Raw genomic sequence first — 12,550 nt, 5'->3', positions numbered from 1 at the left:
CAGACAGCAATGGCGGGACTGACTAGATTGCAAGTTCCGGGCTCGGATGCGCTGGCAGTGAAGCCCCATAACAATAAAAGAGACGGACCCATGCAGAACTCGACCCAAGCGGCGAATGCCTGGCGCATTCTGTTCCTGCTGTTCCTGGCCAATCTGTTCAATTTTTTCGACCGCACGATCCCGGCCATCATCATTGAGCCGATCCGCATGGAATGGCACCTCAGCGACTTTCAGCTGGGGATCATCGGCACCGCGTTCACCATCGTCTACGCGATAGCCGGCCTGCCACTGGGGCGGATGGCCGATACCGGTTCGCGCAGCAAGTTGATGGGCTGGGGGCTGGCCGTGTGGAGCGGGTTGACCGCGGTCAACGGCATGGTCGGCAGTTTCTGGAGTTTCCTGGTCGTGCGCATGGGGATCGGCATCGGTGAGGCCAGTTACGCGCCCGCCGCCAACTCGTTGATCGGCGATTTGTTTCCCGCTCACCGACGGGCGCGGGCCATGGGCATTTTCATGCTCGGCCTGCCTTTGGGCCTGCTGCTGGCGTTCTTTACCATCGGGGCGATGGTCAAGGCGTTCGACAGCTGGCGGGCACCTTTCTTCATCGCGGCCGTACCGGGACTGATCCTGGCGGTGTTCATGTTTTTCATCAAGGAGCCGAAGCGGGGGGCTGCCGAAAGCGTACAAGTCTCGCAGGAGCGCATTGACCGACCTGTCCGCCGGGTTCTGGCGGTGCCGACTTTTCTGTGGCTGGTGATGGCCGGGCTGTGTTTCAACTTCGCAACTTATGCCTGCAACTCGTTTCTGGTACCGATGCTTCAGCGTTACTTCCTGATGCCTTTGCAGGAGGCCGCAGTGGCGACCGGAGTGATTGTCGGTGTGACCGGTCTGGTTGGCCTGACGCTGGGTGGCTGGGTCGCGGACAAGATCCATCAGCGGGTCGCCAACGGACGTCTGCTGTTTGCCGCGATCAGCCTGATCATATCGACCCTGTGCACGGCCTGGGCGCTGCATTCGGGCCGGATCGAGATTGGCGTGTTCGTGGCGGTGTTCAGTCTGGGCTGGTTGTTCGCCTATAACTTTTACACCTGCGTGTACACGGCGATTCAGGACGTGGTCGAGCCGCGTCTGCGGGCGACGGCCATGGCGCTGTTCTTTGCCGGCTTGTACCTGTTGGGCGGTGGACTGGGGCCGGTGGTGGTGGGCGCGTTGTCCGATCACTTCGCCCATACCGCGATGCTTGCCGCCGGCGCCGAACAGATGACCGAAGCGTTCAAGGCTGTCGGCCTGCATGATGCGATGTACCTGATCCCGGTAGCGCTGTTTTTCACCATGGTGTTTTTGTTCCTGGCTGCGCGGTGTTTTGTGCGCGATGCCAAGCGGATGAAGGAGGGGTTAATTGCTGTGGTAGGGCAGCCAGATGGGGTTGCAGCGACTGCATGATCGCTTTCGTGAGCAAGCTCGCAGTGCTCGAGTCGAACACTGAACCTGTAAACAGCCCAAGCCTGTGGGTGCTTGCTCGCGAAGAGCCCATCAGCAGCAGCCGATTAATTACAGGAAATAAAAAAGGCCCGCATCGCTGCGGGCCTTTTCATTTATAGCGGTGGAGCAGGGGGCTTAACCCGCTACCAACACCCGAATTGCTTCCAGTCGCAGCGCAGCCTTTTCGAGCATGGCCAGGCCTTGCTCGCGTTGTTTGCGCAGGGCAACCAGTTCGCTGTCGCGTACGGTCGGATTGACCGCTTGCAAGGCGGTCAGGCGTGCCAGTTCTTCATCGGTATCGGCCGCCAGACGACGTTGCGCCTCGGCTACACGTTCGGCGTGACGCGGGGTGATCTTTTCTTCGCCCGCGTTGATCCGTGGGGTCAACTGATCGCGCTGGGCCTGGATGAACTTGTTGGCGCTGGCGCGCGGTACGCTTTCCAGTTGATCGTTCAGCGTCTCGAACGACACCCGGGCCGACAGGTCGTTGCCGTTCGGGTCGAGCAGGCAACGCAGGGCGGCCGGCGGCAGGTAACGGCCCAGTTGCAGTGAGCGCGGGGCAACCACTTCACTGACATACAGCAGTTCCAGCAACACGGTGCCAGGCTTGAGTGCCTTGTTCTTGATCAGCGCCACGGCGGTATTGCCCATGGAGCCGGACAAAACCAGATCCATGCCGCCCTGCACCATCGGGTGCTCCCAGGTGATGAACTGCATGTCTTCGCGAGACAGCGCCTGGTTGCGGTCGTAGGTGATGGTCACGCCTTCGTCGTCGCCCAGCGGGAAGCTGGCGTCGAGCATTTTCTCGCTCGGCTTGAGGATCAGTGCGTTTTCCGAATGGTCTTCGCTGTCGATGCCGAATGCGTCGAACAGGGTTTCCATATAGATCGGCAGGGCGAACTGATCGTCTTGCTCAAGGATGGCTTCGACCAAGGCATCGCCTTCGCCGGCGCCGCCGGAATTGAGTTCCAGCAGGCGGTCGCGACCAGTATGCAGTTCGGCTTCCAGGCGTTCGCGTTCGGTGCGGGCTTCGTCGATCAGCGCCTGCCACTCGCCATCATCGGCCTCTTCCAGCAAAGGCAGCAGGCGCGGGCCGAACTGATGTTGCAGGGCGTTGCCGGTCGGGCAGGTGTTGAGGAACGCGTTCAGCGCTTCGTGGTACCACTGAAAAAGGCGCTCTTGCGGGCTGGTTTCCAGGTACGGCACGTGCAGCTCAATGACGTGTTTCTGACCGATCCGGTCCAGTCGACCAATACGTTGTTCCAGCAGGTCCGGGTGGGACGGCAGATCGAACAGCACCAGGTGATGGGAGAACTGGAAGTTGCGACCTTCACTGCCGATTTCCGAGCAGATCAGCACTTGCGCGCCAAATTCTTCGTCGGCGAAGTAAGCGGCGGCGCGGTCACGCTCGAGGATGTTCATACCCTCATGGAACACCGTGGCCGGGATGCCGGAGCGCACGCGCAGCGCGTCCTCCAGGTCCATGGCGGTTTCGGCGTGGGCGCAGATCACCAGCACCTTGGTGCGCTTGAGCATCTTGAGGGTGTCGATCAGCCACTCGACGCGCGGGTCGAATTTCCACCAGCGATCTTCTTCGTTGGCGTCCGGCTGCGCCTGGAAGCTGACCTCCGGGTAGAGCTCGGCGTGATCGCCCAATGGCAACTCGAGGTATTCGTCCGGGCACGGCAGCGGGTACGGGTGCAGTTTGCGTTCCGGGAAACCCTGTACGGCGGCGCGGGTGTTGCGGAACAGCACGCGGCCAGTGCCGTGACGGTCGAGCAGTTCGCGCACGAGGCGGGCGCTGGCTTCGGTATCGCCATCGTTGACGGCTGTCAGCAGGGCTTCGCCTTCGTTACCGAGGAAACCGTGGATGGTCTTGTGCGCTTCAGGCGACAGACGCCCCTGGTCCAGCAATTCCTGAACGGCCTCGGCCACCGGGCGATAGTTTTCGCTCTCGGCGCGGAAGGCGTGCAGGTCATGGAAACGGTTCGGATCGAGCAGGCGCAGACGGGCGAAGTGGCTGTCCTGGCCCAGTTGTTCCGGGGTCGCGGTCAGCAGCAGTACGCCAGGGATGGTTTCGGCCAGTTGCTCGACCAGCGAATATTCAGGGCTGACCTGATCTTCGTGCCACACCAGGTGGTGCGCTTCGTCGACAACCAGCAAGTCCCAACCCGCTGCGAACAGTGCGTCCTGGGCTTTTTCATCTTCCACCAGCCATTCGAGTGCCACCAGCGCGAGCTGAGTGTCTTCGAACGGGTTGCTGGCATCGCTTTCGATGAAGCGTTCTTCGTCGAACAGCGCGACCTGCAGGTTGAAGCGACGGCGCATTTCCACCAGCCACTGGTGCTGAAGGTTCTCCGGCACCAGGATCAGCACGCGATTGGCGCGACCCGACAGCAATTGGCGATGGATCACCAGACCGGCTTCGATGGTCTTGCCCAGGCCCACTTCATCGGCCAGCAGAACCCGTGGTGCGATACGGTCGGCGACTTCGCGGGCGATGTGCAACTGGTGTGCGATCGGTTGCGCACGCACGCCACCCAGGCCCCACAGCGCGGACTGCAACTGGCGGCTGGTGTGTTCCAGGGTGTGGTAACGCAGGGCAAACCAGGGCAGAGGGTCGATCTGCCCGGCGAACAGTCGGTCGCTGGAGAGACGGAACTGGATGAAGTTCGACAGTTGGGTTTCCGGCAGGGTGACCACTTCGTTCTGCGCGTTGAGGCCGTGGTAAACCAGCAGGCCATCGACATCGTCGACTTCGCGAACGGTCAGCTTCCAGCCTTCGAAGTGGGTGATGGTGTCACCCGGCGAGAACCGCACGCGGGTGAGGGGCGCATTCCGTAGCGCGTACTGGCGGGTGTCGCCAGTGGCCGGGTAGAGCACGGTCAACAAGCGGCCGTCCTGTGCCAGAACGGTGCCCAAACCCAGCTCGGCTTCGCTGTCACTGATCCAGCGTTGCCCCGGTTGATACTGCTGCGCCATGCTGCCTGACTCCCACCTTGAAAAAGCGGGCTATCTTAACGGAATGAGGGCTTGAGGGCCAAAAGAATAGGAGCGACGGCACGCTTTAAGCTCCAGGCCGCCAGTTAAAGCGGGATGCACTTTTTCTTGTGGCAGGGCACTTCCAAGTGCCAACTGAGTCACAGTTGGCGACTGATGGCTCAAGTCGCCACCCCCGCAGCCGACAGCCTGCTGACAGGAGACCACTAAATATGCTGCCACCGATACTCCCCTTGAGTGCCGTGCCGATCACCTCACAGCATGACCCGGTCCGTCCGCGTCCCGACATTGCACCTGTGGTTCCTGCGCAGGAGAGCTCCAGCGACAGCACCATCGACCTGAAAAATCGCGATTCTGACGAAGCCACCTTGCTGTTGCGCGAGGAGCAGCGTCGGCAGCAGGAACGCCAGCGGCGCCGTCGGGAAGCCGATGATGACCCCGAAGCGCACCTGGCGATTCCGGGCGATGAACTTAACGCCGATAACACCGTGCCGGTGGCGCCGCTGATGGAGGATCAGCCACGTCAGGGTTTGTGGGTCGATATCGAGATTTGAGTTGGCGACTGGTCAGCGAGGTCATCAGACCGCATTATTGGCAAAACCCTGCCAACCGATACGGCAGCGCAATCTCAATTCAAGCGATGCACTTAACCCCATGAGCCAAGACGACAAGCTGATCGACCTCAACGCCGAACGCGCCAAGCGCATCCATGACCTCAACGACAAGCGCTTGAATGAAGTGCGCCAGGCGTTCGAGCAGGCCATGCCTTTGGGTAAAGCGAAGAAAAAGCCAAAAAACAAACCGAAAAAGCGCTAAACCCACTGCATTAATTGATGCAGGTCAGTTTCTCCCTCCTTTACTCCCGGTCCGGCGTCCGTTATCCGGCGACATTGATCCCGGTCAATATTCTCTCCTGCCTGTTTGGATAACTTAATCCCATCGCAACAAGGCAACTGCAGGAGACGCGTCATGTTTTTCGACAACGTGGTGATCGCCGGAGTGCTGACCGTCAGCCTCATGTTTGTGTTCTTTGCAGGATTCGGATTGTTTATCTGGAAGGACTCGCACAAGCGGAAAAAACCGTAAGTCTTTCTTGATGTAATGAGCACGCAAGGCATTTTGGGCAACTTCGGTTGCCCTTTTTTTTGTCTGCGAAAAACTGATCGACAATGCAGGGCTCTGTGTGAGCGAGCCTGCTCGCGATGGCGGTATATCAGTCGATATTTATGTTGGATGTTAAACAGCATTCGCGAGCAGGAGGATTGCTGTTTCTGCAGAATTGCATGTCAATAAAAAAGGCGCGGTCCTTGCGGAGCGCGCCTTGTTCGTGCGGCTGCGTATCAGCTGCCGAGTGCCTTCGAGGCCAGCCAGAACAGCCCGGCCGACAGGCCCACCGTGGCTGGCAGGGTCAGAACCCAGGCCAGCAGGATGTTTCTGACAGTGCCGCCCTGGAGGCCGCTTTTGTTCGCGACCATGGTACCGGCCACACCTGAAGACAGGACGTGAGTCGTGGACACCGGCAGGCTGAAGATGTTGGCCATGCCGATCAGGCTCGCGGTGGTGATCTGTGCCGACATGCCCTGGGAGTAGGTCATGCCCTGCTTGCCGATCTTCTCGCCGATGGTCAGTACCACGCGTTTCCAGCCGATCATGGTACCCATGCCGAGGGCCAGTGCGACCGCCAGAATCACCCAGAACGGGGCGTATTCGGTCGTGGTGGTCAGGTCCTTGCGCAGCTTGTCCAGGTCCGCTTTTTCCCGTGCCGCCAGGCCTGGCAACTTGCTGACTTTCTTCGCAGTGTCGTCCAGGCAGAGCAGGTAGCGACGTACTTCGATCCGCTGTTCCGAAGTCAGCGAGTGATAGTCGGCCACACCCTTGAGGGTGCCGAGCAGGGCGGCGATGGTCGGTTCGGTCTGTTGCGGGTTGCAACGGAATTTCTCCGGCAGATCACCTTCCGCACTTTTGCCCAGGGCCAGGAACTCACCCAGGGTTTCGTGATTGCGCTGGTAAAACTGGCTCAAGTGCAGGGTCGCGTCACGGGTCCGCTCGATCTGGTATGTGGTGCTGGTCAGGTCGAGTACGAACTGCGCCGGTACGATACCGATCAATACCAACATGATCAGGCCAATACCTTTCTGGCCATCGTTGGAACCGTGCACGAAGCTCACGGCCATCGCCGAAATCACCAGCACCAGGCGGTTCCAGAACGGCGGGTGTTTCTTGTCGTCGATCTTGCGGCGCTGTTCCGGTGTCTTGTGCATCTTGGACAGTGGGCGCCACCACTTGAGGCCGATCAGTATCAGCGCGGCGATCAGGAAACCCGCCATCGGCGAGAACACCAGCGATGCTGCGATATCGATCGCCTTCTGCCAATTCACCCCGTCAGCCAGGGGAATATCGTTGATCAGTGCGTTGGCCAGGCCTACGCCGAGGATGGAACCGATCAATGTGTGAGAACTGGAAGCGGGGATACCGAAGTACCAGGTGCCCAGGTTCCAGGTGATGGCGGCGGCGAGCAACGAGAACACCATTGCCAGGCCGTGGCCGGTGTTCACATTGATCAGCAGTTCCACCGGAAGCAGGTGAACGATGGCATACGCCACGCCAACGCCGCCCAGCAGTACGCCGAGGAAATTGAACACACCGGAAAAGAACACTGCCAGGTGCGGCGGCATCGCTTTGGTGTAGATAACAGTGGCGACCGCGTTAGCGGTGTCATGAAATCCATTGATGAACTCGAAGGCGAGGACAAAAGCCAGGGCGAGCAAGAGGCTCACAAGCACCCAAGCATCCAGTCCGCTGAATAAATCGATCATGAAGGTTTTCTGACCCGGTCATAAGGGGGCGCGATTATGCCAGAAAAGACTGTGAATCGATGCACTAGCTGCTCATCGGTAACATTCTTCAACGAATTATTTTGCATCGGTACCCAAAAAAACCGTGATTTTTCAGGCCTTGCAAGTCATTGAATTTATTTGAAAAGCCTTACGCCACAAGGGTTTCACTCCCAGAGAGGAGAGTGCTGAATGCTTGTATGAAATTTCTGAGAGGAGGGTCAGATATGAGCCTTTTACCTCGTCCGACGGTCAAGGTGGTCGCTGCCCGCTTGTAGCGGGCGCAAAGGCAACATCAATACATCCCGCTTTTAACAGGTGTAAATGCGGACCCTTGAAAGGACCAGGCCGAAGCAGTCATGGCTCTTCGGCTTTGAGTTCCTTTTCCATCTTCTGCAGTTCTTGGATAAATGCCTGATCCTGAACGGTGGCGCGTTTACGCCAGGGTTTGCGTTCCGGTTCGGGCTGGGCGGCGTAGGTGGTGACTTCCCCGCCGTAAACTTCCTTGTAACGTTGTTCCTGGCGCTCAAGTTCCGCGCGCAGTTCGTCTTTCGTCACAGTGCTACCTGATTGAGTTGAGATAAATTCTGGTGAAAACGCGCTGCTCAATGTATTGACCACACTCATCGAAACGACGAGGCCCTTGAAGGCATCGTTTTACGGCAGCGGGATCTATACTTCCATGTTGCAGGCGGCCACGGCACCAGAGAAGAACGGCTGACGTAGCATCAGTTTCCTGTTCAGCGAGCGCGTTGGCGATGCAAATGCAGGCAGCGTCAGGCGCTTGCTGTGGGTGGCGGCGATGGAATATCGCGCCACCGCGTAGTCGGTTGGGCAAGTAAAAAAACGCTTGGCGACTGATTTGCATTATAGCGAGCGAATCACAGAACACTATCGCCAATGAGTTAAAAGTCGATCTCGATGTGTGATTGGTTTGTTGCCCGTAACTTTCGGCTAACTAAAGAGGTGCCTGATGCCACTTGGCTGCGATGTCTTTCTGACGCCATTAAGTCGAGCAACTTGGGTAACTACATCGGATCCTAAAGTCCGCACGGATCCCAGAGTAAAAACAAATCAGGAAAACCGTGCGGCCCGGTCAGTGAGCGGCGGGATTGTGCAGGGCGTCGATTGCGATTATCGGCCGTTGGTTCGATAATCGCCCCATGTTGATGGGGCGGGCTTGTGCAGCAAGCCAGTAGCCGCTTGTAATAGTCGCCGATCCGTGTGGATAAGGACCTTAAATGAACGATCAATTGCGCAACTCTTTCGCTTCAGTGGCTCCGCCGATTGTCGCTTCACCCGCCAAACGGATCCAGGCACTGACCGGCGACCCGGATTTCATGACGTCCCTGGCACGTGGACTGGCCGTCGTGCAAGCGTTCCAGGAACGCAAGCGGCACCTGACCATCGCCCAGATCAGTCATCGCACGGAAATTCCCCGCGCTGCCGTGCGCCGTTGCCTGCACACGCTGATCAAGCTCGGTTACGCCACCACCGATGGCCGGACTTATTCCCTGCTACCCAAAGTGCTGACCCTCGGGCATGCCTATGTTTCCTCCACGCCGCTGGCGGTCTCTGCCCAGCCGTATCTGGACCGCATGAGCGAGCAACTGCACGAGGCCTGCAACATGGCGACCCTGGAAGGCGATGACATCTTGTACATCGCCCGCTCGGCAACCACCCAGCGCCTGATTTCGGTTGACCTCTCGGTGGGCGGGCGCTTGCCGGCCTATTGCACGTCGATGGGCCGGATCCTGCTGGCCGCCCTGGATGACACGTCGCTGGGTGAGTACCTCGACCACGCGGAGCTGCAAGCCAAGACCAGTCGAACCATCCACACCCCCGAAGCACTGCTGGAGTGCCTGCAGGAAGTGCGGCAACAGGGTTGGTGCATCGTCGATCAGGAACTTGAGCAGGGCCTGCGCTCGATTGCCGTTCCGGTGTACGACGCGTCCGGTCAGGTTGTCGCGGCCCTGAACGTCAGCACCCACGCCGGACGGGTCAGTCGCAACGAATTGGAGCAACGCTTCCTGCCCGGCCTGTTGAATGCCAGCCGCGACCTCAGTACCCAGCTGTTTACCTAAGCTGTTCGATAAACGCACAGAGTCGCGTTCGGTGAATTGACGCTCTTTCCCTTGGCTCATTAATGTCGCGGCAGCGTCATCCGGCGCTGTCGGTACCGATTCGGCGCCGGACGACGACCCCATAATAATGAGAAGAGGCACCCCTCATGCGCATGCTCCCCACCTGCTGCCGTTCCCACTGTTTTTCCTGGCAGGCCCGGATCGCCTGATCCCGATACCTTTTTCCCTGTAACAGCGTCAGCCACGGCTGGCACCTGTTCGACTGCGTTTTTTGCGTGGAATAAAAATAATGAACCAGCCTCAGTCTGCTGTAGGTAACTGCCTCGACGTGCAGTCCTTCATCAACGCTCAACCCATTTCGCGCTATCAGTGGCGAGTGGTGATCCTGTGTTTTCTGATTGTCTTCCTCGATGGCCTCGATACGGCCGCCATGGGGTTCATCGCACCGGCCCTGTCTCAGGACTGGGGCATCGATCGCGCCAGTCTCGGCCCGGTGATGAGTGCGGCACTGATCGGCATGGTGTTCGGCGCGCTGGGCTCCGGCCCTTTGGCTGACCGCTTCGGGCGAAAAGTCGTACTGGTGGGGGCGGTGCTGTTGTTCGGTGCGTTCAGCCTGGCCTCGGCCTACAGCACCAATGTCGACCAGTTGCTCGTGTTGCGTTTCCTGACCGGCCTGGGATTGGGTGCGGGCATGCCCAACGCCACCACACTGCTGTCGGAATACACCCCGGAACGCAAGAAATCCTTGCTGGTGACCAGCATGTTCTGCGGTTTCAACCTTGGCATGGCCGGGGGCGGATTCATTTCCGCCAAGTTGATCCCGACGTTCGGCTGGCACAGCTTGTTGCTGATCGGTGGGGTCCTGCCGTTGATCCTCGGCGTCGTGTTGCTGCTGTGGCTGCCGGAATCGGCGCGCTATCTCGTCGTGCGCAACCGTGGCACCGACAAAGTGTGCAAGGCGCTGGCGCCGATCGACCCGACAGTGGTGGCCCAGGCTTCCAGTTTCAGTGTGCCGGAACAGAAAACCGTGAAGGCGCGCAACGTGTTTGCGGTGATCTTCTCCGGCACCTACAGCGTCGGCACGCTGCTGTTGTGGCTGACCTACTTCATGGGCCTGGTGATCGTGTACTTGCTGACCAGTTGGCTGCCCACCCTGATGCGTGACAGTGGCGCCAGCATGGAGCAAGCGGCGTTCATCGGTGCGCTGTTCCAATTCGGTGGCGTATTGAGTGCCGTGGGCGTGGGTTGGGCGATGGACCGGTTCAATCCGCACAAGGTCATCGGCACTTTCTACCTGTTGGCCGGGGTGTTTGCCTACGCGGTAGGGCAGAGCCTGGGCAACATCACGATATTGGCGACCCTGGTGCTGATCGCCGGGATGTGCGTCAACGGTGCACAGTCGGCAATGCCTTCGCTGGCGGCGCGGTTCTATCCGACCCAGGGACGTGCCACCGGCGTGTCGTGGATGCTCGGCATTGGCCGTTTCGGCGCCATCCTGGGGGCGTGGATGGGGGCAACGCTGCTGGGCCTGGGCTGGAACTTCGAGCAAGTGCTGACCGCGCTGGTGATTCCGGCGGCGCTGGCCACGACGGCGGTGGTGATCAAGGGCCTGGTCAGTCATGCGGATGCGACCTGACCGATGATCGGTAGTGAGATAACAATGTGTTCGATAGGCGAACGCTCATTCGATTATCGGATTGTTTGGCGTTTTTCAGGGGCTTAATCTTCAGTGATTCCGGCGCTGCGCATCGGCGCCATTTTCACTGTCGGTCAATACCAAGCGGAAGTCCGCCCCAATGGCTGTTTTGCCGATCACATCGATAGCACTGCCGACCCGACCGAAGTCGAGCTGACGGCACTGCGTGACCTCGAAGCCCGTACTGCAGCGGCCCACGGCCAAGCCCCAGGAGAAGCATAATGCGTGACGTTTATATCTGCGACGCGATTCGTACCCCCATCGGCCGTTTCGGCGGTGGTCTGTCGGCGGTTCGCGCCGACGATCTGGCCGCCGTGCCAATCAAGGCTTTGATGGAGCGTAATCCGTCGGTGGACTGGAATGCGGTGGACGAGGTGTTCCTCGGCTGCGCCAACCAGGCCGGTGAAGACAACCGCAACGTGGCGCGCATGGCGCTGCTGCTGGCGGGATTGCCGCAGACCATTCCGGGCGTGACCCTCAATCGCCTTTGCGCTTCGGGTATGGATGCCATCGGCACCGCGTTCCGCGCCATTGCCAGTGGCGAAATGGAGCTGGCGATTGCCGGTGGCGTCGAGTCGATGTCCCGCGCGCCGTTCGTGATGGGCAAGGCCGATGCCGCGTTCTCGCGCAACATGAAGCTCGAAGACACCACCATTGGCTGGCGTTTCATCAACCCGTTGATGAAAGCCCAGTACGGTGTGGATGCGATGCCGCAGACCGCCGACAACGTGGCCGATGACTACGAAGTGTCCCGCGAGGACCAGGACGCTTTCGCCCTGCGTAGCCAGCAACGCACCGCCGTCGCCCAGGCCGCAGGCTTTTTCGCCGAAGAAATCGTCGAAGTGCGCATTGCCCATAAAAAGGGTGAAACCGTGGTCAGCCAGGACGAGCATCCTCGCGCTGACACCACCCTGGAAACCCTGGCCAAACTCAAGCCGGTCAATGGTCCCGATAAAACCGTCACCGCCGGCAATGCCTCGGGCGTGAACGACGGTGCGGTGGCGCTGATCCTGGCGTCGGCCGAAGCGGTGAAAAAACACGGCCTGACCGCCCGCGCCAAAGTACTGGGCATGGCCAGTGCCGGTGTTGCGCCTCGGGTGATGGGCATCGGCCCGGTGCCGGCGGTACGCAAACTGACCGAACGCCTGGGCGTGGCCGTCAGCGATTTCGACGTGATCGAACTCAACGAAGCCTTCGCCAGCCAGGGTTTGGCGGTGCTGCGCGAGCTGGGGATCGCGGACGACGCGCCGCAGGTCAATCCGAACGGTGGCGCCATTGCCTTGGGGCATCCGTTGGGCATGAGTGGTGCGCGCTTGGTCTTGACTGCTCTGCATCAACTGGAAAAAACCGGTGGCAAGAAAGGTCTGGCGACCATGTGCGTCGGCGTTGGCCAAGGGCTGGCGTTGGCAATCGAACGCGTCTGACACGCTTCGAAGACAAGAACAACAGAGGAA

General features: G+C 59.7%; 10 protein-coding genes and 1 pseudogene. 8 read left to right on the top strand and 3 right to left on the bottom strand.

Annotation, left to right across the window (positions count from 1 at the left end; translation table 11 throughout):
* The first annotated feature begins 90 nt into the window (after nt 1-90).
* Nucleotides 91-1,443, top strand: a complete 1,353-nt coding sequence (locus ACX3YF_RS00450; RefSeq protein WP_130210980.1) for a spinster family MFS transporter — start codon at nt 91-93, stop codon at nt 1,441-1,443.
* 174 nt (nt 1,444-1,617) lie between these two features.
* Here ACX3YF_RS00450 and rapA read toward each other — a convergent pair whose 3' ends face one another.
* Nucleotides 1,618-4,464 carry an RNA polymerase-associated protein RapA gene (gene rapA / locus ACX3YF_RS00445; protein WP_130210612.1) on the bottom strand — a complete coding sequence of 949 codons (2,847 nt, stop codon included), beginning with the start codon at nt 4,462-4,464 and terminating at the stop codon, nt 1,618-1,620.
* A gap of 230 nt (nt 4,465-4,694) precedes the next feature.
* On the opposite strand from rapA, the gene ACX3YF_RS00440 reads away from it, so the two are divergent.
* The 3 genes from ACX3YF_RS00440 (at nt 4,695) to ccoM (ending at nt 5,568) form a co-directional block, all read left to right on the top strand.
* Nucleotides 4,695-5,036, top strand: coding sequence for an aspartate-semialdehyde dehydrogenase (locus tag ACX3YF_RS00440; protein ID WP_130210610.1), 342 nt, complete (start codon nt 4,695-4,697; stop codon nt 5,034-5,036).
* A 100-nt stretch (nt 5,037-5,136) separates the two neighbouring features.
* On the top strand, nt 5,137-5,298 hold the full coding sequence (locus ACX3YF_RS00435) for a hypothetical protein (RefSeq protein ID WP_007998358.1): 162 nt from the start codon (nt 5,137-5,139) through the stop codon (nt 5,296-5,298).
* 153 nt (nt 5,299-5,451) lie between these two features.
* Nucleotides 5,452-5,568, top strand: a complete 117-nt coding sequence (gene ccoM, locus ACX3YF_RS00430) for a cytochrome c oxidase subunit CcoM (protein ID WP_046816669.1) — start codon at nt 5,452-5,454, stop codon at nt 5,566-5,568.
* 254 nt (nt 5,569-5,822) lie between these two features.
* Here ccoM and ACX3YF_RS00425 read toward each other — a convergent pair whose 3' ends face one another.
* Together ACX3YF_RS00425 and ACX3YF_RS00420 are read right to left on the bottom strand one after the other, a co-directional pair.
* Entirely contained in the window at nt 5,823-7,298 is a 1,476-nt protein-coding gene (locus tag ACX3YF_RS00425; RefSeq protein WP_130210608.1) for an inorganic phosphate transporter, read from the bottom strand.
* Between the two features lie 375 nt (nt 7,299-7,673).
* Complete coding sequence (locus ACX3YF_RS00420) at nt 7,674-7,874, bottom strand: hypothetical protein (protein ID WP_090317178.1); 201 nt, start codon at nt 7,872-7,874, stop codon at nt 7,674-7,676.
* Between the two features lie 683 nt (nt 7,875-8,557).
* Between ACX3YF_RS00420 and pcaR the strand changes: the two genes are divergently transcribed.
* From pcaR to pcaF, 4 genes and pseudogenes are all read left to right on the top strand, one after another.
* Nucleotides 8,558-9,400, top strand: a complete 843-nt coding sequence (pcaR, locus tag ACX3YF_RS00415; protein ID WP_130210606.1) for a pca regulon transcriptional regulator PcaR — start codon at nt 8,558-8,560, stop codon at nt 9,398-9,400.
* 289 nt (nt 9,401-9,689) lie between these two features.
* On the top strand, nt 9,690-11,036 hold the full coding sequence (locus ACX3YF_RS00410; RefSeq protein ID WP_458973287.1) for an aromatic acid/H+ symport family MFS transporter: 1,347 nt from the start codon (nt 9,690-9,692) through the stop codon (nt 11,034-11,036).
* 189 nt (nt 11,037-11,225) lie between these two features.
* Nucleotides 11,226-11,318: pseudogene (locus ACX3YF_RS00405) on the top strand (CoA-transferase subunit beta); the annotation flags it as partial.
* Entirely contained in the window at nt 11,315-12,520 is a 1,206-nt protein-coding gene (gene pcaF, locus ACX3YF_RS00400; protein WP_458974822.1) for a 3-oxoadipyl-CoA thiolase, read from the top strand. The pseudogene ACX3YF_RS00405 and the gene pcaF, both read left to right, overlap by 4 nt.
* Nucleotides 12,521-12,550: the final 30 nt, after the last annotated feature.

The organism is Pseudomonas fluorescens group sp. PF-69 (assembly GCF_054481235.1).
Note: the sequence above shows the minus strand (reverse complement) of the source record. Positions and strands in the feature narration are given on the sequence as shown.

Coding starts and splice junctions, on each gene's coding strand:
- ACX3YF_RS00450 (WP_130210980.1), top strand. CDS start 91: ATGCAGAACTCGACCCAAGCGGCGAATGCCTGGCGCATTCTGTTCCTG.
- rapA (WP_130210612.1), bottom strand. CDS start 4,464: ATGGCGCAGCAGTATCAACCGGGGCAACGCTGGATCAGTGACAGCGAA.
- ACX3YF_RS00440 (WP_130210610.1), top strand. CDS start 4,695: ATGCTGCCACCGATACTCCCCTTGAGTGCCGTGCCGATCACCTCACAG.
- ACX3YF_RS00435 (WP_007998358.1), top strand. CDS start 5,137: ATGAGCCAAGACGACAAGCTGATCGACCTCAACGCCGAACGCGCCAAG.
- ccoM (WP_046816669.1), top strand. CDS start 5,452: ATGTTTTTCGACAACGTGGTGATCGCCGGAGTGCTGACCGTCAGCCTC.
- ACX3YF_RS00425 (WP_130210608.1), bottom strand. CDS start 7,298: ATGATCGATTTATTCAGCGGACTGGATGCTTGGGTGCTTGTGAGCCTC.
- pcaR (WP_130210606.1), top strand. CDS start 8,558: ATGAACGATCAATTGCGCAACTCTTTCGCTTCAGTGGCTCCGCCGATT.
- ACX3YF_RS00410 (WP_458973287.1), top strand. CDS start 9,690: ATGAACCAGCCTCAGTCTGCTGTAGGTAACTGCCTCGACGTGCAGTCC.